We start from the raw sequence: 19,072 nt of genomic DNA, 5'->3' as shown, positions 1-19,072 counted from the left end.
CCATGCAAAATGGTGGTTAGCCGGTTATCTATTTACCACTCCTGCGTCACCGCTCGGGACGGGCGGTTCAATTTGGAGAGAAAAAGTTCATGTCGGTACTTATCAGTATTCTGATCACCTTCCTCGTCATCTTCCTGGTGCTGTATCTTGTCCAGCGCCTTCCGATCGACGGCCGCGCACGACAGATCGTGCAGGTCATCGTGATCATCATCGGCATCATCTCGCTGCTGCGCTATCTGGCGGTGTTCTAAGACGCCGATCGGCAACGGAGTCCCGGCCCGCCTGATAAAGGCGGGCATTTTCGGGCAACAAAAAAGGCCGGGGCGAAACCGCACCGACCTTCCTCATCATCGCTTACCAACCCTGCCAGTACATCCGTGGTCAAATGTCTAAAGCGACGCGGCTATTGCGAGCGGCGAATGTTTTTCAGCGCTCATCAGCAATGCCGATGACGGATGTCTATAGAGTGAATGTGTTTATAATAAGTTTGCAATGGAAATGGAGCGGGTGAAGGGAATCGAACCCTCGTATTCAGCTTGGGAAGCTGCTGCTCTACCATTGAGCTACACCCGCCTGCCCTTCCAGCCTTCCAACAGAAGACTGCAACTGTCAAGCGCTATGACCGCGACAATCAGGCGCGAAAATGTTTCGACAGTTTCAGCCCCTGCGCCTGATAGTTCGACCCGAGGCCTGAGCCGTAAAGGCCTTCCGGCGCTTCCAGCATGTGTTCGTAGACAAGACGGCCGACGATCTGCGCGTCTTCAAGAATGAACGGCACTTCGTGGCTGCGCACTTCCAGTACCGCACGACTGCCGCGGCCACCGGCCGCCTCATGGCCGAACCCGGGATCGAAGAAACCGGCATAATGCACACGAAATTCGCCGACCAGCGGATCGAACGGGGTCATCTCGGCGGCATAAAGCGGCGGCACATGCACGGCTTCGCGCGATACGAGAATGTAGAACTCGTCCGGATCGAGGATCAGTTCGTTGCGGCCACGGCTGTAGATCGGTTCCCAGAAATCGAAAATGTCGTGCTGGGCTTTCTTGTCGACATCGACCACCGCCGTGTGATGTTTGCCGCGATAACCGATCAGGCCATCCTTGTCGCCGCGCAGATCAATCGACAGCGCGATGCCGCCGCCGGATACGTTGGGCTGCTGCGAGGCAACCAGCGTTTCGTCTTCGTGCAGCTTTGCCAGTTCCGGTTCACCAAGCAACGCATTGCCGATGCGGAAACGGATCTGTGACAGGCGCGAGCCCTGACGCACGACGATCGGGAAGGTTCGCGGCGAGATTTCCAGATAGAGCGGGCCGGAGTAACCGGCCGGGATCTTGTCGAATTCCTGGGCGTAATCGGTGATGACGCGGGTAAATATATCGAGGCGGCCGGTCGAGCTTTTTGGATTGGCCGAGGCCGACATGTCCGCCGGCAGATCGACGCGTTCCATCAGCGGCACGATATAGACACAGCCGGTTTCCAGAACCGCACCTTCCGAGAGATCGACCACGTGCAGCTTCAGGCGATCCAGCTTGTCGGACACAAGACTGTTCGGACCCGGCATGAAGGAGGCGCGGACGCGAAAAGCCTTGGCGCCGAGACGCAGGTCGAGGCTGGCCGGCTGTATCTGATCACTGTCGAGCGGGCGCTCTGAGATCAGACGTTTCGTCTCGAACAGCGCCGCGATTGCGCGGTCAGCCAGAATTCCCGTCGTCCTGATCATCTCAAAAAGCCCCTGTCTCGAATGGCGGACAAAACCAAATCAAAGCCATTGACGCAAGCGCGCAGCGGGATTAAGCCAATTTTATCCCGTGGTGATTTGGCCGGTCGGCTTGCAGCCACGTTAAACAAGTGGCTAAAAAGACCGGGTTGAAAACCGGTCTGCATATGCGGCCGGTTTTTTTTGTATCACGAAGGTGGTCAGTACATGAGCAAAACTCCGAACAAGAATTGGCGCCCTGCAACGACACTCGTGCATGGCGGAACGCTGCGCTCGCAATATGGCGAGATGTCCGAAGCGATCTACCTGACGCAGGGCTTTACCTACGACAGTTCAGAAGCCGCGGAAGCGCGTTTCAAGGGCGAGGAAGAGGGCTATATCTACGCCCGCTACGGCAGCCCCACCAACGACATGTTCGAGAAGCGCATGTGCGCACTTGAAGGCGCCGAAGAAGCCCGCGCGACCGCCTCCGGCATGGCCGCCATCACCGCCGCCCTTCTCTGCCAGCTGAAGGCCGGCGATCATATCGTTGCCGCCCGCGCCCTGTTCGGTTCCTGCCGCTGGGTCGTCGAGACGCTGGCACCGCGTTACGGCATCGAATGCACACTGGTCGATGGCCGCTATCTCGAAAACTGGGAAAAGGCGATCCAGCCCAACACCAAGGTTTTCTTCCTCGAAAGCCCGACCAACCCGACGCTGGAAGTGATCGACATTGCCGGCGTGGCCGCTCTCGCCAACCAGGTCGGTGCCCGCGTCGTGGTCGATAACGTGTTTGCCACCCCGCTTTTCCAGAAGCCGCTGGAACTGGGCGCGCATGTGGTCGTCTATTCCGCCACCAAGCATATCGACGGACAGGGCCGCAGCCTTGCCGGCGTCATTCTTTCCGACAAGGAATGGGTGACCGAGCATCTGCAGGATTATTATCGCCACACCGGCCCGGCCATGTCGCCGTTCACCGCCTGGACGCTGATCAAGGGTCTCGAAACCCTGCCGATCCGAGTCAAGCAGCAGACGGAAAATGCCGGCCGCATCGCCGATTTCCTGGCCGATAGCGACAAGGTTGCCAAGGTCATCTATCCGGGCCGCAAGGACCATCCGCAGGCCGACATCATCGCCAAGCAGATGACCGGCGGCTCGACGCTGGTGGCGTTCGAATTGAAGGGCGGCAAGGAAGCGGCCTTCAAGCTGCAGAACGCCATGGAAGTGGTCACCATTTCCAACAATCTCGGCGATACGCGCTCGATCATCACCCATCCGGCGACGACGACGCACAAGAACCTCACCGACGAGGCACGCGCCGAACTCGGCATCTCGGCCGGCACGGTGCGCTTCTCCGCCGGCATCGAGGATCCGGAAGATCTGCTTGAGGATTTTGCGCAGGCGTTGGCGAAAATTTCCGCGTAACTATCACGTATCACCCAAATATGCTGCCATTTACCATGGCAGTTATCCCTAATATATAGAATCCCGGTCGCAAAAGCCCTATGTGGCCGGGATTTCTTGACGTGAGCCACACTCTATACGATACCGATAACATCAGTATGAGGTGTATCGGGCATGTATAGTGCGCGAACGAAAGATATCGAAGTCGAAGTCGAGCCCTATTATCTGGAGGAGCAATCCGATCCGGACGAGAGCCGCTATGTCTGGGGATATCGTATCGTTATTTCCAACCATTCGTCCCGGCCCGTGCGGCTGGTTCAGCGTTATTGGCACATTACCGACGAAAACGGTCTGGTCGATGAGGTCGAGGGTCTCGGCGTGGTCGGCGAACAGCCGCACCTGCAGCCCGGCGACAGCTACGAATATTCCTCCGGCTGCCCTCTGGACACGCCGTCGGGCATGATGTTCGGCCATTACCAGATGGAAACCGATGACGGCGAGACGATGATCGTCGATATCCCGGCGTTTTCTCTGGATTCACCGGGGCAGCTGCGCATCCTAAATTAAGTGCACTGTCGATCCGCATGAAAAAAGCCGGCATCACAGCCGGCTTTTTCGTTGCATTCCGCGCCTGGGTTAGGCCGCCGCGAATTCCGCCACGTCGTAATGATAGGTGGTCGAGCAGAACTCGCAGGAGACAGCGATCTGGCCGTTCTCCTCGCTGGCCGCGATTTCCTCAGCCGTGAAGCCCGAAAGCACGCCCTTGATCTTGTCGCGCGAGCAGCTGCAACGATCGAAAACCGTCTGCGGATCGTAGATGCGCACGCCGCGCTCGTGGAACAGGCGGTAGAGCAGCCGTTCGATGCCAACCTGCGGGTCGGTCAGTTCGTCGGTATCCACCGTTTCGACCAGCATGCGGGCTTCCGACCATGCGTCGTCGCCGGCGTGCGTTTCTTCGCGCTCGTCGCCGTCACCGCCATGCAGGTCCGGCTGGCGCATGCGCTCGGGCGCCTGCGGCAGGAACTGCGCGACAATGCCGCCAGCCCGCCAGTTGTGGCGTGGATTGCCGTCTTCATCACGATCGATCAGTTCGGCGACACCTAGGCGTACCTTGGTGGGGATCTGTTCCGACTGGCGGAAATAGACGCCGGCGATTTCTTCGAGCGTTGAACCATCGAGCGGCACGATGCCCTGATAAGGCTGCATACCCATGCCCTGGTCGATGGTGAAGGCAAGAATGCCTTCGCCCAGCAGTTCCTGCGGCTGCGTCTTGCCGGCCTCGACGGCGGCGGCCAGCGCGTCTTCATCATAACGGGCATAGGCACGCAGCGCATCCGGCGTCGAAAAATCGGCGACCAGAAGATCAACCGGGCCATCGCCCTTGGTCTGCACGGTGAACTTGCCGGAGAATTTCAGCGATGTGCCCAGCAGAGCCGTCAGCACGAGCGATTCCGCCAGCAGGCGCGCAACCGGCGCCGGATAATCATGGCGGGCAAGGATGGTGTTCAACAGCGGCCCGAGCTGAACCGCACGACCACGCACATCGAGACCTTCGACCTGAAAAGGCACGACGCGATCGTCACCGGCAAGGCTGAGATCGTTCAGTTCAACGGTTGCTTCTGCCATTTTCCGCTCCTTCTGCGCCGGTCTTTTTGGCCAATCTGACATATGCACCCGCCGAGCGGAACCGCTGGCCGGGCAAAAAGACGACGCTCATATATATTGAAACGCCGGCGCGACCCTGGCCGCCCGGCGTGCTTGAAGTGCCACAGATGGTGTGGGCCGCTGCCGGTTTCAAGCATGCGGCCATTGCTCTCGATAGACCGGCCTCAGACGGCGCCGAAGCACCATGCGAGGATCGATTTTTGTGCGTGCAGACGGTTTTCCGCCTCGTCGAAGACCACCGACTGCGGGCCGTCGATGACGGCGTCAGTGACTTCCTCGCCGCGGTGGGCGGGCAGGCAGTGCATGAACAGCGCATCGTCCTTGGCGCGCTTCATCAGCGCGTCATTGACCTGATAGGGCTGAAAGATGTTGTGGCCGCGCGCCTTGTGCTCCTGGTTCATGGAAACCCAGGTATCGGTGACGACCATGTCCACACCGGCAACCGCCTGTTCGGCATCATGATAGAGTTTGACGTTGCCGCCATTGTTGCGCGCCCAGTTCATGAACTTGTCGTGCGGCTCGGAGCCCATGGGAACGGCCATGTTCATCGTGTAACCGAAACGGGCAGCCCCTTCGACGAAGGAGTGCAGCACATTGTTGCCGTCACCGGTCCAGGCGAAGGTCTTGCCTTCAACGGAGCCGCGATGTTCCTCGAAGGTCATCAGGTCGGCCATGATCTGGCAGGGATGCGTGTCGTCGGTCAAGGCGTTGATGACTGGCACGGTGGCGTGTTCGGCCAACTCGATGAGGCGCTTGTGATCGGTGGTGCGGATCATGATCGCATCGACGTAGCGCGACAGCACCTTGGCGGTATCGCCAATCGTCTCGGCGCGGCCGAGCTGCATTTCCGTGCCCGACAGGAACAGCGTCTCGCCGCCGAGCTGGCGCATGCCGACATCGAAGGAAACGCGGGTGCGGGTGGATGGCTTTTCAAAAATCATGGCCAGCATCTTGCCGGCCAGCGGCTTGTCGGCCGTGCCGTCCTTGGTGGCGGCTTTGCGAACCTTGGCGTCGTCGAGGATCGTGCGCAGATCCTGCTTCGAGACTGCAGAAAGATCCAGAAAATGCTTGGGAGATGCCATTTCAAATATTCCCTTCACGAGGGAACCCGAAACGGCGTCCCCTCTCCTGCCCCTCAGGCCGATTTTTTCATACGTTCTGCGGAAATCTTTTCCGCGGCGCGTTCGATGCGTGCGAGCCCTTCACGGGCCTCTTCCGCGGTCACCACCAGCGGCGGCAGCAGACGGACAACGTTATCGCCAGCCGGCACGGCCAGCATGTGTTCATCGCGCATGCCGGTGACGAGATCGCCGGCAGGCACCTTGGCCTTGATGCCGAGCAACAGGCCTTCGCCGCGGACGTCCTCGATGACCTCAGGGAAACGATCCTTCAGGCTTGCAAGCCCCTGACGGAAGACCAGCGCGACATCACGGACATTGTCGAGAAAGCCGTCGGCCAGCACGATATCGAGCACGGCGTTGCCGCAGGCCATGGCCAGCGGATTGCCGCCATAGGTCGTGCCGTGGATGCCGGGCTTCATGCCGGACGCAGCTTCCGCCGTCGCAAGGCAGGCGCCGAACGGAAAACCACCACCGATACCCTTGGCGATCGCCATGATGTCCGGCGTGATGCCCGACCATTCATGGGCAAAAAACTTGCCGGTACGGCCGACGCCGGTCTGAACCTCGTCGAGGATCAGCAGCAGGCCCTTTTCATCGCAGATGCGACGCAGCTCGCGCATGAATTCTTTTGGAACGGAACGCACGCCACCTTCACCCTGGATCGGCTCGATCAACAGGGCACCGGTGTTTTCGTTGATGGCGGCATTGAGCGCATCGAGGTCACCGAACGGCACCTGATCAAAACCTTGAGCCTTGGGGCCGAAACCTTCCATGTACTTTTCCTGGCCACCGGCAGCGATCGTCGCGATCGTGCGGCCATGGAAGGCACCTTCGAAGGTGATGATGTGGAATTTTTCCGGATTGCCCTTGGAATAATGATAACGGCGCGCCGTCTTGATAGCGCATTCCAGCGCTTCCGCACCCGAATTGGTGAAAAAGGCCTTGTCTGCGAATGTGGCTTCCGTCAGCCGACGCGCAAGGCGCTCCTGCTCCGGGATTTCGTAAAGGTTGGAGAGATGCCAGACCTTTTCGGCCTGCGACTTCAGCGCGTCGACCAGATGCGGATTGGAATGGCCGCAGGAGGTGACCGCGACGCCTGCGCCGAAATCGAGATATCGCTCGCCGCTTTCCGTCACAAGCCAAACGCCTTCGCCGCGCTCGAAGCGCAGCGGAGCTCTAGCAAAGGTGTCGAAAAGCGCGGCTTCAGCCATGACGAATTCACTCCTTGAGACTGACCGAAATCAGACGGCGACCCATGTCGCCGAAATTAAAAATGCCGCCTTTGAGGGCGGCGCGGGCACTATCGGCATTTCGCTGTGTGCTGTCAACAAAACAGCTTTCAATGCCTTGGAAAGGTCTTTATTGCGCGCGACGGTCACTCGCCCAAAAGCTGTGACAAATATGACTCTCCCCATGAGCAAGTTGGGGAAAACCGGGAAATCGATTCGCGGTGATTCGCCCGACTCTTGCCACGGAGTCAGCCCCACACTAGGTTAATCGTCAATTACTAGGCTGCATGCGGCGGACTTAGTCACCAAAAGTATAGATATAGTATTTTCTGGCGGATTCATTCGCCGGATCGGTGACCGATTCAAGCCACGTTCAGCACCTCACGGCGGAGAGATAGCATGAACTGGACAGACGAGCGCGTCGAGCGCCTTACGAAATTATGGGCCGAGGGTTTGAGCGCCAGCCAGATTGCCGCTCAACTTGGAGGCGTAAGCCGTAACGCGGTGATTGGCAAAGTCCATCGCCTGAACCTGCCCGGCCGAGCGAAAGCCGGCGGCAGCACCAGCGCTGCGCCACGTCCGGCCAAGCGCGCAGCAACGACCGCACCGCGTCCGCAGAGCAATTTCGCAGCCCGTCCGCAGACCCGTACCGTGCAGCGTCCGGTCGGCGCCAACATGGTGCGTGAAGAGATGGACATGGACGCGACGCAGGAAGTCGCTGTCTACAAGCCTGCCGGCAACATCGTCGTTCCGATCAACCGCAAGCTGGCGCTGACCGAACTGACCGAGCGCACCTGCAAGTGGCCGATGGGTGACCCCCTCAAGGACGACTTCCACTTCTGCGGCGCTGAATCCCCGGACAACTCGCCTTACTGCAAGTACCATGGCCGCATGGCCTACCAGCCGGTCAACGAGCGCCGCAACAAGTCGGTTGCCCGCGCTTCCTGATCGGCCCGCGCTTCCTGATCGGAAAGAGCACACACGAGGACGAAATCGAAAAGCGGGTTTATGACCCGCTTTTTTTGCGCCTACCGATCCGGCAATTGCCTATATGCAAGGCAGGTTTGCTGTAACGCCGCTTGCCAATAGATGGGCAAACACCTATTTACTGCTCGCGAGGACGACCTCCCCCGTATTGGGCATGAAACACCGGGACGGCCCGGCCAAAACCCAAGGGGTTGACCATGCGCACCACACGCGATCGTATTCGTCACGCCATCAGCTTTGAAATCATCGGGCTTGCGCTCTTCACGCCGCTCGCGTCCTTCGTTTTCCACCTTCCTGTCGAACATGTCGGTGTCGTCGGCATCGTTTCGGCAACCGTCGCTACGGCTTGGAACTATGTCTACAATCTCGGTTTCGATCACCTGATGCAGAAATTCCGCGGCAGCACGCTGAAGACACTACCCCTGCGCGTCGCCCACACGTTCCTGTTCGAACTGGGCCTGCTGATCGTGCTCCTGCCGTTCATCGCCTGGTATCTTGGTGTTACCATCTGGCAGGCGCTGGTGATGGATATCTCGTTTGCGACCTTCTACCTGGTCTACGCCTTCGTCTTCAACATGGCCTATGACAGGATCTTCCCGCTGCCGGAATGGCGCGAAGCGCAAGCTCCTGCCGAATAACGGCACTTGCTGAATATGCTGCCTGCACAATGACAAACGACCCGGATGCAAACGCATTCGGGTCGTTTTCATTCAGTATCGTTGAAACCAATCAGGCTTCCATGGAATACCCGGCACCGCGAACGGTGCGGATAACATCCTGCATGTTGGAGAAGTTCAACGCCTTGCGCAGGCGACCGACATGCACGTCGACGGTTCGTTCATCGACATAGATGTCATGGCCCCAGACACCATCCAGCAATTGCGAGCGCGAAAAGACGCGGCCCGGAGACACCATGAGGAATTCCAGCAGGCGGAACTCTGTCGGGCCGAGGCGCACTTCACGGCTCTTGCGGTGAACGCGATGGGTCTCGCGATCCAGCTCAATGTCACCGCATTTCAGGACGCTGGAGAGAACTTCCGGGCGTGCACGGCGCAACATCGCCTTGACGCGGGCCATCAGCTCCGGCGTGGAAAACGGTTTTACGACGTAATCGTCGGCACCGGTTGCCAGGCCCCGAACACGTTCGCTTTCCTCGCCGCGCGCCGTCAGCATGATGATCGGCAGACGCTCGGTCTCGGGACGCATGCGCAGGCGACGGCAGAGTTCGATGCCGGAAACGCCGGGCAACATCCAGTCGAGGATGAGGAGGTCAGGAACGCGTTCCTGAAGTCGGATTTCAGCCTCGTCACCGCGCAGAACGGTTTCGACCTCATATCCTTCGGCTTCGAGATTGTAGCGAAGAAGCACGCTCAGCGCTTCTTCGTCTTCAACGACCGCGATCTTGGGTAGCATATTTTACTGCTCCGTTTCGCCCGTCACTCGACGAGCGCACCAACCGTGTTTGCCGTATCGTCCTTCGGACGTTCGCCTTCGAGCTGGGCACCGGTCTTGATGTAATAGATGGTCTCGGCGATGTTGGTGGCGTGGTCACCGATACGCTCGATGTTCTTGGCGCAGAACAGGAGATGCGTGCACGAGGTGATGTTGCGCGGATCTTCCATCATGTAGGTGAGGAGTTCGCGGAACAGCGACGTGTACATCGCGTCGATTTCCTCGTCGCGCTGACGGATGATTTCCGCCTTTTCAGCCGAACGGCTGGCAAACACGTCGAGAACGTCCTTGAGCTGCACCAGAGCCAGTTCGGAGAGATGCTCCAGGCCACGGGCCAGCTTGCGTGGAACGCCGGTGCCCTGCACGGCGATGACGCGCTTGGCCGTGTTCTTGCCAAGGTCGCCAACGCGCTCGAGGTCGGCTGCGATACGCAGCGTGCCGATGATTTCGCGAAGGTCGGCGGCAACCGGCTGGCGACGGGCGATGGTGACGATCGCCTTGTCCTGGATCTCGCGCTCGGCGTGATCGAGGATCACGTCGTCGGAAATGATCTTCTGGGCCAGAGCCGTATCCGAGTTGACGAGCGCGCGAACCGCGTCGCCGCACATCTGCTCAGCCAGACCGCCCATTTCGGAAATGCGGCGGTTCAAATATTTCAGTTCTTCGTCGTAGGCCGAAAGAATATGGGTCGATACCATTTTTCTGATCCTTGATGTCGTAAGTCAGGCAATCCGGGTCGAGAGACCCAAATCAGCCGAAACGGCCCATGATGTAGTCCTGCGTACGCTGGTCATCAGGGTTGGTGAACATCTTGTCGGTGTCGTTTTCCTCGACCAGCTGGCCGAGGTGGAACATGGCCGTGCGCTGCGACACGCGGGCCGCCTGCTGCATGGAGTGCGTGACGATAACGATCGTGTAATTGGCGCGCAGTTCGTGGATGAGTTCCTCGACCTTTGCGGTTGCGATGGGGTCAAGCGCCGAACAGGGCTCGTCCATCAGGATGACTTCCGGCGAAACGGCAACGGCACGTGCAATGCACAGACGCTGCTGCTGACCACCGGACAGGCCGGTGCCGCCTTCATGCAGACGATCCTTGACTTCGGTCCACAGGCCGGCGCGCTGAAGGCTGGCTTCAACGATCTGGTCCATGTCGGCCTTGTTGCGGGCCAGACCGTGGATGCGCGGACCGTAGGCGATGTTTTCGTAGATCGACTTCGGGAACGGGTTCGGCTTCTGGAACACCATGCCGACACGGGCACGCAGTTCCACGACGTCGATTTCCTTGTCGTAGACATCGTCGCCATCGAGCGTGATCTTGCCCGTGACGCGGCAGCCTTCGATCGTATCGTTCATGCGGTTCAGTGTGCGCAGGAAGGTCGACTTGCCGCAGCCCGACGGACCGATGAGAGCCGTTACCGTGTTTTCGCGGACGTTGAGGTTGACGTCGAACAGGGCGCGCTTCTCGCCGTAATAGACGGATACGTCGCTGCCGATCATCTTGTAGGACATGTCATTCATTTTCTTGTCTAGCGCCTTTTCCACTGCTGCTTCAGACATCATGTTCATAACAGAGCTCCTTCTACCAGCGCCGTTCGAAGCGACGGCGCAACAGGATGGCACCGACGTTCATGACAATGAGGAACAGGAGCAGGATGATGATTGCTCCCGAGGTTCTTTCGACGAAGGCGCGTTCCGCCTCGTTTGCCCACATGTAGATCTGCACCGGCAGGGCCGTGGACGGATCCATCGGGGTGGTCGGATAGTTGGCGACGAAGGCGACCATGCCGATCAGAAGAAGCGGCGCGGTTTCACCGAGCGCGTGCGCCAGGCCGATAATGGTACCGGTCAGAATGCCCGGCATGGCAAGCGGCAGGACGTGGTGGAAGATGGTCTGCATCTTCGAGGCGCCCAGCCCGAGTGCTGCCGCGCGGATCGAAGGCGGTACCGCCTTCAGGGCCGCGCGGGTGGCGATGATGATGGTCGGCAGGGTCATCAGCGTCAGGACGAGACCGCCAACCAGCGAGGCCGAGCGCGGCAGATCCATGAAGTTGATGAACACGGCAAGACCAAGAAGACCATAAACGATCGAGGGAACGGCCGCGAGGTTGTTGATGTTCACTTCAATCAGGTCTGTGAGCCTGTTCTTCGGCGCGAACTCTTCGAGGTAGATCGAGGCGGCGACACCGATCGGCAGCGACAGCACCAGCACGATCAGCATCATGTAGAACGAACCGATCAGCGCGACACCAACGCCGGCCGCTTCCGGACGGCTTGAATTGCCGTTGACGAAAATGCCACCATTGAGATGCTTGCCGAGTGCGCCGGCTTCCGCCAGCTGCTTCATCCAGCCGACCTGCTGGTCGGAGATCTTGCGGTTGTCTTCCGACACATCGAGATTGATCTGGCCTTTCCAGGCGCTGTCGATGTCACCGGCGGCGAGCAGCGAAACCGTCTGGGTGGTACCGATGATCTGCGGGTTGGCGACGACCATGTCACGCAGCTGACCGCGAACACCGTTCGAAATCATCTGGTTGACGGCACGAAGGCCGGCGGTGTCGTTTTCGGCAACACCGAGTGCCTTGGCAACCGCATTGCGGGCGACGATCGGGTAGTTCGCCGTCATCAGCTTCTGCGGATCGGTGGCGCGCTCATTATCCTTGTCGATGATCTGCTCGGAGAACTCGACCGGAACGGTGATCATCGTCTGCTGGAAGGCGGTGTAACCCTTGGAAACGACCGACCACAGCAGCAGAGCCAGGAACAGCAGGCCGAAAGAAAGGGCGGCGATGCCATAGGCGCGGAAGCGGCGCTCTGCACGGTAACGGCGCTTGATGCCGATATCGCGGCGGGCGGGCTTGTCGAGCACGCCGGCGGGGGAAGAAACCACGTCGGTCATTCGTACTGCTCCCGGTATTTGCGCACAATGAAGAGCGCGTAGATGTTGAGGCAAAGCGTGATCGCAAACAGCGTAATGCCGAGCGCGAAAGCCACGAGCGTCTGCGGCGAGGTGAATTCAAGGTCACCCGTCAGCTGGCTGACGATCTTGACGGTCACCGTGGTCATCGGCTCGAACGGATTGAGCTGCATGCGGGCGGCAACGCCGGCGGCAAGAACCACGATCATGGTTTCGCCGATGGCGCGCGAGGCGGTCATCAGAAGCGCGCCGACGACGCCCGGCAGAGCTGCCGGCATGACGACCTTCTTGATGGTTTCCGACTTGGTGGCACCGAGACCGAGCGAACCGTCACGCAGCGCACGGGGTACTGCGGTGATGATATCGTCCGACAGCGAGGAAACGTAGGGGATCAGCATGATGCCCATGACGAAACCAGCCGTCAGAACCGACTGCGCCTGGATGAAGTTGGCGTACTCGCCGGTAGCGATCCCCTGGATCTGCGCAGAAATGTCACGCAGGAACGGACCGACCGAGGTGAGCGCGAAGAAGCCGTAGACGATGGTCGGGATGCCGGCGAGAACTTCCAGCAGTGGCTTGGCAATCGAGCGCACGCGTGGCGATGCGTATTCCGACATGTAGATGGCGGAGAACAGGCCGACCGGAACGGCGACAAGCATGGCGACGAAGCCGATATAGAGCGTGCCGGCCAGAAGCGGAATGAGACCGAACTGACCATCCGACGCAGCGCCTGCACCAGCAGCCGCAAAGCGCGGATCCCACACGGTACCGAAGAAGAATTCCCAGGCCGGGACGCGGCCGAAGAAGTGACCGGCTTCCGTCAGCATCGACATGACGATGCCGATCGTGGTGACGATGGCGATCGACGATGCGAGGACCAGCGCGGAAAGGATGACCTTTTCAACGCGGTTACGGGCGCGGAAACGCGGGGCGATGCGAACATAGGAGAGGCCGGCACCGGCCAGCGCCACCATCAGCACGATCGCGGTCATGACGCGATTGCTGATCTTCTGCATGGCATTCAGATCACCGGCGGACGCAACCATCCAAGGTTCCGGATCGCCAGCCAGCGGCACGCCCTTGGCACCGAGCGCTGCGCGCAGTTCGGCAGGGTTGGCGCCGACGGCATCGATTTCCTCGAGCGTCAGCACATCCATGCCGCGCGCCAGCGAGTTGACCATGCCGAAGCTGAGGCCCTGCTGCGCTTCCGACTGGGCCTTCACCTCTTCGGGAAAACCGTCATGGATGGTGGAATTGATATAAAGGGGGCTGGCAATCAGCCAGATCACAAGAACAGCCGCAGCCGGCACAGTGGCGCATATGGCAACAAAAGCGCCATAATAACCCTGACGGGAATGCAGCCTCGAGGACAATCCGCCGGCAATGGCCAAGGCGCGCCGTGTCCCGACGACGTAACAGACGATCGCAAAGATCGCCAGTACCAACAAAATCAATGGTGTGCTCATCACAATCCCCCGGCCTACCGCCATCGGCGGCACGCTTACCGCACAATTCCAACCATCGGAACCGATTTATTCGCGGTTACACAACGCAGTCATCACTGCGGGTCCGCTCCAAGACCGCCCCTGATCGGGCGACCAAAAGGCCAAAGAAGAAGAAGTCGGCGCCGCTTTTTTCAAAGCGGCGCCGGGTCGTTCAATTACATGGTCTTGCCGGATTCGAAGGCCTTGCGGGCTTCTTCGCGCTGATCGTCCGGAGCAGCAACCAAGCCGTATTCAGCCAGCGGGCTGTCCGGGCCAACCATGTCGTCAGACAGGAAGAATTCTACGTATTCCTTCAGGCCCGGGATAACGCCCAGGTGAGCCTTCTTGACGTAGAAGAACAGCGGACGGGAAACCGGGTACTTGCCGGAAGAGATGGTTTCGGTCGACGGAACGACTTCCGAAACGGTCGCAACCTTCAGCTTGTCCATGTTGTTTTCGTAGAAGGCCAGACCGAATACGCCGAGGCCGGTCTTGTTGGCAGCGATACGAGCGAGTGTTTCGGTGTAGTCGCCGTCGATGTCGACTGCAGCGCCGTCCTTACGAACAGCAACGCAAGCAGCGGCTGCTGCCTTGGCATCGGTGATCGAAGCCTTGATGACGTCGGTGGCGCCGGCTTCCTTGCAGCCTTCAGCCATGATCTTCTCTTCGAAGACTTCGCGGGTGCCGTGCTTGGAGCCCGGAATGTAGGCAGCGATCGGGCCCTTCGGCAGAGTTGCGTTGACGTCCGACCAGTTCTTGTGCGGGTTGGCGACGAGCTTGCCGTCAACAACAACCTGGGCAGCCAGAGCCGTGTAGAGGTCCTTCGGGGTGATCTTCATGTCGCCGTTGGAAGAGTCGGCAGCGAAGACGATACCGTCGTAACCGATGCGAACTTCCTGAACGTCGTTGACGCCGGCAGCCTTACAAGCAGCCAGTTCGTCCTTCTTGATGGCGCGCGAAGCGTTGGCGATGTCGATGGTGCCTTCACCAACGCCCGAGCAGAATGCCTTCAGACCGCCGCCCGTGCCGCCAGACTCGATGACCGGAGCCTTGAAGTTCGGGAAGGTTTCGGCAAAAGTTTCAGCAACGATCTTTGCGTAAGGCAGAACGGTGGAGGAGCCGGCAACCTGAACCTGGTCGCGAGCAACGGCTGCGCCAGCAAAGGCAACAGAAGCCACCAGGGCTGCTGCGGAAAGTTTCAACATGTTCATCGATGTTCTCCCGGTATGGGTTTGTAAAAGCGTTTGGAGCCGGTAATTTTCGCGCTTCCCGGCTTTCGGCCAGCACGTCTTAGCTGCCCTTGGCCTCAGCTTTTATGTCACTTCGATGAAACAATTGTGACAATCCATCCTATTGATTTATATAGATTATTTTTACCGTGTGAATCTCACATCGGGTTTTTATGTCAAAAACGCACGGTAAACGTGGTTCCCTTGCCGATTTCCGACTTCACGATCAGCCGTGCACGGTGGCGCGTGAGAATATGCTTAACGATGGCGAGCCCCAGACCGGTCCCTTTTTTGGAGCGACTGTCGGCCACGCTGACCCGATAAAAACGCTCGGTGAGGCGCGGAACATGCTCGGCCGGTATGCCCGGGCCACGATCGACGACGCTGAATTCGACCGGCTGCCCTTCCTGCTTGGTGAGATGAACATCGACCACCTCACCTTCCTGACCGTATTTGCAGGCGTTCTCGATGAGGTTTTCCACGACCTGCACGAGTTCGTCGCGATCGCCGATGACGTCGACCTTGCCTTCCGGCAGATGCAGGCGGATATCGACGCCGAGATCGTTTGCCAGTGGCAGAAGCGCATCGCGCACATGAGCCACGACCGGGACGAGATCGACACGTTGATCAGGAGCGATATGAGATTTCAGTTCCAGCCGCGACAACGACAGGAGATCATCCACCAGCCGGCTCATGCGGGTGGCCTGATCGAGCATGATGCCGAGGAATTTTTCCTGCGCCTTGGCATCGCCCTTGGCCGGCCCCTGAATGGTTTCGATAAAACCGCGCAGCGAGGCGAGCGGCGTGCGCAATTCGTGGCTGGCATTGGCCACGAAATCCGAACGCATGCGATCGAGGCGGCGCAGTTCTGAAATATCGCGGAATGACAGGACGTAGAAACGTGACGAGCCGACGGGCGCGCCCTCTTCCAGAAGCGGTGCGATGCGCAGAATATAGACCCGCTCGGATGGCAGCCTTTCGGAATGCTCCATCTGGTTCGGTTCGCCGGTCGCCACCGTATCGCGCACCATGTCGAGAATTCCGGGCGAACGCAGGCGGGCCGAAAGGTGCGATCCCACCTCGAACTCACCCAGCGCCCTTTCCGCCGCCGGATTGTGATAAAGCACGGTCGCATCGCTGGACAGAATGAGGATCGGAATATCGAGCGCACGATAAGCGGTCACCACCTCGTCGAGTGGCTGCTCATCCGCCTCTTCCGCGACAACCTCTTTCGCGGGCGCATTGGCAACGGCCGCAGAGCCGATACGGATGGCGAAGATGGACAAAACCAGCAGCAGCCAGCCGGCCGCGACCATCAGCCCATCGACCTGCGAGAGCCAGGCAATGATCGCCAGAAGCGTGGCGACAACGAAGATCGGCCAGCCGCGTCGGAATTTCGAAGCCATCTGCATGCCTGTCTGTCTGCCGTCTTTACTCACCGCTTCCACCACGCTCATACGCGCGCTCCCAAATCGCCACCCTCAAAACGATAACCGGTGGTCTTATAGCGCTATCATGACAGATATGCATCGATACGCCGTTGCCTCGTGATTTTGCACAGCTTTGCAACAGAACGATGAAGGCGCCTGTGCGTTTGCCAACTGGCATTAAGCCATGCACTGCACTAGCTTTGTTTTCAAAATCGAAAACCACAGATCAAGAGGATGGAACAGATGGATATTGACCAGAGCCGCGCTGTCGAACTCGACATCAAGGGCAAGAAGCGCATCTTCAATATCGATGACCCCGAACTGCCCGACTGGGTGGAGGAAAAGGCGCTGTCCTCCGGCGGTTACCCTTACGAAGACAAGCTGAAGCGCGAGACTTACGACAAGCAGATGCACGCGCTGCAGGTCGAGATGGTCAAGCTGCAGTATTCACTGCAATCCACCGGCAAGCGCATGATGGCGCTGTTCGAGGGGCGCGACGCAGCCGGCAAGGGCGGCACGATCTTCAACCTGCATTCCTATCTCAACCCGCGTTCCGCCCATATCGTCGCGCTGGCCAAGCCGACCGACAAGGAAACCGGGCAATGGTATTTCCAGCGCTATGTCACCCATTTTCCTAGTGCCGGCGAAATCACCCTGTTCGACCGCTCCTGGTATAACCGTGCCGTGGTTGAGCCGGTCATGGGTTTCTGCACGATCGAGCAATATCGCGACTTCATCAAGACGGTGCCGCATATCGAGCAGATGATCGTCGATGATGGCATCCACTTCTTCAAGTTCTGGCTGGATATCGGCCACGAAATGCAGCTGAAGCGCTTTCACGATCGCCGCCACGATCCATTGAAGACATGGAAGCTGTCGCCGATGGATATTGCCGGCCTGCCGAAATGGGACGATTACACCGCCAAGCGTGACGCCATGCTGGACAAGACCCACAAGGACGAGAGCCCCTGGACTGTTGTGCTCTCCAACGACAAGCGCCGCGCCCGCATCAACGTGCTGCGGCATATCCTGCGCTCGATCGATTATGTCGGGCGTGACCTCGATGCGATCGGCGAAATCGACGACAAGGTTCTGGGCGGACCAAAAATGCTGCGCTGATCACTTTCCGGTCAGCTTACATGCGATGTGATCGGGCGCATTCTTGACATTTACAGTCAGGAATGCACATGACACCTGCAACGGACAGTCCGGGCAGAGATCATGGCAGCGACATATCAGACCGAAGGCCGCATCGTCGGAACAGGGGCAGCAGCACTGGAAGCTCTCAAGGCACGCGCTGTGCTGTGGGATATGGCGCTGGAAGACGATGGCACCTCGCTTTGCGTCTGGAACTCCAAAGCCCAGATCTGCCTCGAAGGCGAAGGCGGCACATTCAAACTGACCTCCCCGGAAGAACGACTTTTGCGCACGCTGCAAGACAGTGTGACCGAAATGCTGGAAAGCAGTGGTCTTTCGATCCAGTGGGACAAGGTGGAAGAAGGTGCCCTGGCGCCCGGCCTGTCACTGATGACGGTGACTTCGGTATCACGCCGCTCTCCCGGTTATCTGCGCGTTCGCCTTGAAGGCTCGGACGCCGAGCGGTTTGCCACGGGCAGCCTGCATTTCCGTATCCTGATCGGCCCGCGCGGGCGCAATCCCATCTGGCCGCGCACCGCCGCCAATGGTCGTACGGTTTGGCCGGAAGGCGAGGATGCGCTGCACAAGCCGGTCTACACGACCATTGCGGCCGAAGACAACTGGCTGGAATTCGACATCTTTCGCCATCAGGGCAGCCCAACATCCGACTGGGCCGACAGCAATCCGATCGGCGAGACCGTCGGCCTGATGGGCCCCGGCGGCGGCGGATGCCCGGCTTCGAGCGAGCTGCTTCTGTTTGGCGACGAGACAGCGATGCCGGCGATTTCGCGCATGCTGGCCGCAGCTCCCGGCAAGGTGAAAGCTTATCTGCAGGTTTCCAAGGAAAATCTCTGCGAGCTTGCCGGCGACGACCGTGTCGTGCCGGTGGACAATCTGGTGGAAGCGCTGGAATGCTGCGAAACGCCGGCCACCTGCCACGTCTGGTTTGCCGGCCATTGCGACGCCGCCAAGGCCGCCCGCACCTGCCTTCTGGCCCGCGGTTTCGGCAAACGCGATTTTACCGCCGTTTCCTACTGGAGCTGAGGCAGCGAAGTTTCTCTCCCGCTGAACCGCTGTGTCGCATGAAATGCGGAGCATCCAGGTCGGATCCTGCTTGCGACCACGGTGTCGTAAATGGAACATTTTGCCGCAATGTTTACGGCGCCCTGAAAATAGATCGAAGCCAAATCAATAGCTTGGAAAATAGTTGGATCCGGCTTCGTCCACCCTCCCAAAACCCGTGCCTACAATTCTCGTGTTCCATCGTGGATACACCGGGAGGCGTCCCGGCGAGTTGGAGCCGGCGCAGGGCATGAGGGTG

19 protein-coding genes, 1 tRNA gene and 1 riboswitch are annotated in these 19,072 nt (G+C 59.3%); of the genes, 8 read left to right on the top strand and 12 right to left on the bottom strand.

Translation table 11 applies throughout. The annotated features are described in order from the left end of the window. The first annotated feature begins 89 nt into the window (after positions 1-89). Positions 90-251 (top strand): Thivi_2564 family membrane protein, encoded by a 162-nt coding sequence (locus GAO09_RS05295; protein WP_153353006.1) that lies wholly within the window; start codon positions 90-92, stop codon positions 249-251. Between the two features lie 248 nt (positions 252-499). On the opposite strand, the gene GAO09_RS05290 is transcribed toward GAO09_RS05295, so the two are convergent. Together GAO09_RS05290 and GAO09_RS05285 are read right to left on the bottom strand one after the other, a co-directional pair. Next, a tRNA-Gly gene (locus GAO09_RS05290) sits at positions 500-573 on the bottom strand. A gap of 58 nt (positions 574-631) precedes the next feature. Next, positions 632-1,723 carry a 2'-deoxycytidine 5'-triphosphate deaminase gene (locus tag GAO09_RS05285; protein ID WP_153353005.1) on the bottom strand — a complete coding sequence of 364 codons (1,092 nt, stop codon included), beginning with the start codon at positions 1,721-1,723 and terminating at the stop codon, positions 632-634. Positions 1,724-1,801: 78 nt separating this feature from the next. Next, positions 1,802-1,880, top strand: a riboswitch (SAM riboswitch). 47 nt (positions 1,881-1,927) lie between these two features. On the opposite strand from GAO09_RS05285, the gene GAO09_RS05280 reads away from it, so the two are divergent. Both GAO09_RS05280 and apaG read left to right on the top strand, forming a co-directional pair. Further along, the gene (locus GAO09_RS05280) at positions 1,928-3,124 is read left to right on the top strand and encodes an O-succinylhomoserine sulfhydrylase (RefSeq protein ID WP_153353004.1); all 1,197 of its coding nucleotides are present in this window, start codon (positions 1,928-1,930) and stop codon (positions 3,122-3,124) included. Positions 3,125-3,277: 153 nt separating this feature from the next. Then, positions 3,278-3,670 carry a Co2+/Mg2+ efflux protein ApaG gene (apaG, locus tag GAO09_RS05275; protein WP_153353003.1) on the top strand — a complete coding sequence of 131 codons (393 nt, stop codon included), beginning with the start codon at positions 3,278-3,280 and terminating at the stop codon, positions 3,668-3,670. Between the two features lie 69 nt (positions 3,671-3,739). Here apaG and GAO09_RS05270 read toward each other — a convergent pair whose 3' ends face one another. The 3 genes from GAO09_RS05270 to GAO09_RS05260 all read right to left on the bottom strand — a co-directional run bounded on the left by GAO09_RS05270 (position 3,740) and on the right by GAO09_RS05260 (position 7,100). After that, positions 3,740-4,729 carry an Hsp33 family molecular chaperone gene (locus tag GAO09_RS05270; protein ID WP_153353002.1) on the bottom strand — a complete coding sequence of 330 codons (990 nt, stop codon included), beginning with the start codon at positions 4,727-4,729 and terminating at the stop codon, positions 3,740-3,742. Between the two features lie 203 nt (positions 4,730-4,932). Continuing rightward, a complete protein-coding gene (gene argF, locus GAO09_RS05265) occupies positions 4,933-5,850 on the bottom strand; it encodes an ornithine carbamoyltransferase (RefSeq protein ID WP_153353001.1) in 918 nt (305 codons plus the stop codon). Positions 5,851-5,903: 53 nt separating this feature from the next. Then, positions 5,904-7,100 carry an aspartate aminotransferase family protein gene (locus GAO09_RS05260; RefSeq protein WP_153353000.1) on the bottom strand — a complete coding sequence of 399 codons (1,197 nt, stop codon included), beginning with the start codon at positions 7,098-7,100 and terminating at the stop codon, positions 5,904-5,906. Here GAO09_RS05260 and GAO09_RS05255 point away from each other — a divergent pair. The 3 genes from GAO09_RS05255 to GAO09_RS05245 all read left to right on the top strand — a co-directional run bounded on the left by GAO09_RS05255 (position 7,099) and on the right by GAO09_RS05245 (position 8,743). Continuing rightward, positions 7,099-7,386, top strand: a complete 288-nt coding sequence (locus GAO09_RS05255) for a hypothetical protein (protein ID WP_153352999.1) — start codon at positions 7,099-7,101, stop codon at positions 7,384-7,386. The genes GAO09_RS05260 and GAO09_RS05255 overlap by 2 nt on opposite strands. Positions 7,387-7,517: 131 nt before the next feature. Beyond that, the gene (locus tag GAO09_RS05250) at positions 7,518-8,066 is read left to right on the top strand and encodes a GcrA family cell cycle regulator (protein WP_153352998.1); all 549 of its coding nucleotides are present in this window, start codon (positions 7,518-7,520) and stop codon (positions 8,064-8,066) included. A gap of 236 nt (positions 8,067-8,302) precedes the next feature. Further along, positions 8,303-8,743 (top strand): PACE efflux transporter, encoded by a 441-nt coding sequence (locus GAO09_RS05245; protein WP_153352997.1) that lies wholly within the window; start codon positions 8,303-8,305, stop codon positions 8,741-8,743. 91 nt (positions 8,744-8,834) lie between these two features. Here GAO09_RS05245 and phoB read toward each other — a convergent pair whose 3' ends face one another. The 7 genes from phoB to phoR form a co-directional block, all read right to left on the bottom strand. After that, positions 8,835-9,518 carry a phosphate regulon transcriptional regulator PhoB gene (gene phoB, locus GAO09_RS05240; protein ID WP_153352996.1) on the bottom strand — a complete coding sequence of 228 codons (684 nt, stop codon included), beginning with the start codon at positions 9,516-9,518 and terminating at the stop codon, positions 8,835-8,837. A gap of 23 nt (positions 9,519-9,541) precedes the next feature. Next, positions 9,542-10,255: a phosphate signaling complex protein PhoU gene (phoU, locus tag GAO09_RS05235; protein WP_153352995.1), complete on the bottom strand. Its 714-nt coding sequence runs from the start codon at positions 10,253-10,255 to the stop codon at positions 9,542-9,544. A gap of 52 nt (positions 10,256-10,307) precedes the next feature. Continuing rightward, positions 10,308-11,123, bottom strand: coding sequence for a phosphate ABC transporter ATP-binding protein PstB (pstB, locus tag GAO09_RS05230; protein WP_153352994.1), 816 nt, complete (start codon positions 11,121-11,123; stop codon positions 10,308-10,310). A gap of 13 nt (positions 11,124-11,136) precedes the next feature. After that, positions 11,137-12,453, bottom strand: a complete 1,317-nt coding sequence (pstA, locus tag GAO09_RS05225) for a phosphate ABC transporter permease PstA (RefSeq protein ID WP_153352993.1) — start codon at positions 12,451-12,453, stop codon at positions 11,137-11,139. Continuing rightward, positions 12,450-13,937, bottom strand: coding sequence for a phosphate ABC transporter permease subunit PstC (pstC, locus tag GAO09_RS05220; protein WP_153352992.1), 1,488 nt, complete (start codon positions 13,935-13,937; stop codon positions 12,450-12,452). Before pstC ends, pstA begins: the two co-directional genes overlap by 4 nt. 194 nt (positions 13,938-14,131) lie before the next feature. Continuing rightward, complete coding sequence (locus GAO09_RS05215) at positions 14,132-15,166, bottom strand: PstS family phosphate ABC transporter substrate-binding protein (RefSeq protein WP_153352991.1); 1,035 nt, start codon at positions 15,164-15,166, stop codon at positions 14,132-14,134. A gap of 194 nt (positions 15,167-15,360) precedes the next feature. Next, positions 15,361-16,641: a phosphate regulon sensor histidine kinase PhoR gene (gene phoR, locus GAO09_RS05210; protein WP_235937937.1), complete on the bottom strand. Its 1,281-nt coding sequence runs from the start codon at positions 16,639-16,641 to the stop codon at positions 15,361-15,363. 216 nt (positions 16,642-16,857) lie between these two features. On the opposite strand from phoR, the gene ppk2 reads away from it, so the two are divergent. Together ppk2 and GAO09_RS05200 are read left to right on the top strand one after the other, a co-directional pair. Beyond that, positions 16,858-17,733, top strand: coding sequence for a polyphosphate kinase 2 (ppk2, locus tag GAO09_RS05205; RefSeq protein ID WP_153352990.1), 876 nt, complete (start codon positions 16,858-16,860; stop codon positions 17,731-17,733). A 102-nt stretch (positions 17,734-17,835) separates the two neighbouring features. Next, positions 17,836-18,795 carry a siderophore-interacting protein gene (locus GAO09_RS05200; RefSeq protein WP_153352989.1) on the top strand — a complete coding sequence of 320 codons (960 nt, stop codon included), beginning with the start codon at positions 17,836-17,838 and terminating at the stop codon, positions 18,793-18,795. The last annotated feature ends 277 nt before the right edge of the window (positions 18,796-19,072 follow it).

This window comes from Endobacterium cereale (assembly GCF_009617585.1).
GTDB classification, from domain to species: domain Bacteria; phylum Pseudomonadota; class Alphaproteobacteria; order Rhizobiales; family Rhizobiaceae; genus Neorhizobium; species Neorhizobium cereale.
Note: the sequence above shows the minus strand (reverse complement) of the source record. Positions and strands in the feature narration are given on the sequence as shown.

What these genes read in the sequence shown, in the direction of transcription:
- GAO09_RS05295 (WP_153353006.1), top strand. Translation starts at nt 90, where the DNA reads ATGTCGGTACTTATCAGTATTCTGATCACCTTCCTCGTCATCTTCCTG.
- GAO09_RS05285 (WP_153353005.1), bottom strand. Translation starts at nt 1,723, where the DNA reads ATGATCAGGACGACGGGAATTCTGGCTGACCGCGCAATCGCGGCGCTG.
- GAO09_RS05280 (WP_153353004.1), top strand. Translation starts at nt 1,928, where the DNA reads ATGAGCAAAACTCCGAACAAGAATTGGCGCCCTGCAACGACACTCGTG.
- apaG (WP_153353003.1), top strand. Translation starts at nt 3,278, where the DNA reads ATGTATAGTGCGCGAACGAAAGATATCGAAGTCGAAGTCGAGCCCTAT.
- GAO09_RS05270 (WP_153353002.1), bottom strand. Translation starts at nt 4,729, where the DNA reads ATGGCAGAAGCAACCGTTGAACTGAACGATCTCAGCCTTGCCGGTGAC.
- argF (WP_153353001.1), bottom strand. Translation starts at nt 5,850, where the DNA reads ATGGCATCTCCCAAGCATTTTCTGGATCTTTCTGCAGTCTCGAAGCAG.
- GAO09_RS05255 (WP_153352999.1), top strand. Translation starts at nt 7,099, where the DNA reads ATGACGAATTCACTCCTTGAGACTGACCGAAATCAGACGGCGACCCAT.
- GAO09_RS05260 (WP_153353000.1), bottom strand. Translation starts at nt 7,100, where the DNA reads ATGGCTGAAGCCGCGCTTTTCGACACCTTTGCTAGAGCTCCGCTGCGC.
- GAO09_RS05250 (WP_153352998.1), top strand. Translation starts at nt 7,518, where the DNA reads ATGAACTGGACAGACGAGCGCGTCGAGCGCCTTACGAAATTATGGGCC.
- GAO09_RS05245 (WP_153352997.1), top strand. Translation starts at nt 8,303, where the DNA reads ATGCGCACCACACGCGATCGTATTCGTCACGCCATCAGCTTTGAAATC.
- phoB (WP_153352996.1), bottom strand. Translation starts at nt 9,518, where the DNA reads ATGCTACCCAAGATCGCGGTCGTTGAAGACGAAGAAGCGCTGAGCGTG.
- phoU (WP_153352995.1), bottom strand. Translation starts at nt 10,255, where the DNA reads ATGGTATCGACCCATATTCTTTCGGCCTACGACGAAGAACTGAAATAT.
- pstB (WP_153352994.1), bottom strand. Translation starts at nt 11,123, where the DNA reads ATGAACATGATGTCTGAAGCAGCAGTGGAAAAGGCGCTAGACAAGAAA.
- pstA (WP_153352993.1), bottom strand. Translation starts at nt 12,453, where the DNA reads ATGACCGACGTGGTTTCTTCCCCCGCCGGCGTGCTCGACAAGCCCGCC.
- pstC (WP_153352992.1), bottom strand. Translation starts at nt 13,937, where the DNA reads ATGAGCACACCATTGATTTTGTTGGTACTGGCGATCTTTGCGATCGTC.
- GAO09_RS05215 (WP_153352991.1), bottom strand. Translation starts at nt 15,166, where the DNA reads ATGAACATGTTGAAACTTTCCGCAGCAGCCCTGGTGGCTTCTGTTGCC.
- phoR (WP_235937937.1), bottom strand. Translation starts at nt 16,641, where the DNA reads ATGAGCGTGGTGGAAGCGGTGAGTAAAGACGGCAGACAGACAGGCATG.
- ppk2 (WP_153352990.1), top strand. Translation starts at nt 16,858, where the DNA reads ATGGATATTGACCAGAGCCGCGCTGTCGAACTCGACATCAAGGGCAAG.
- GAO09_RS05200 (WP_153352989.1), top strand. Translation starts at nt 17,836, where the DNA reads ATGGCAGCGACATATCAGACCGAAGGCCGCATCGTCGGAACAGGGGCA.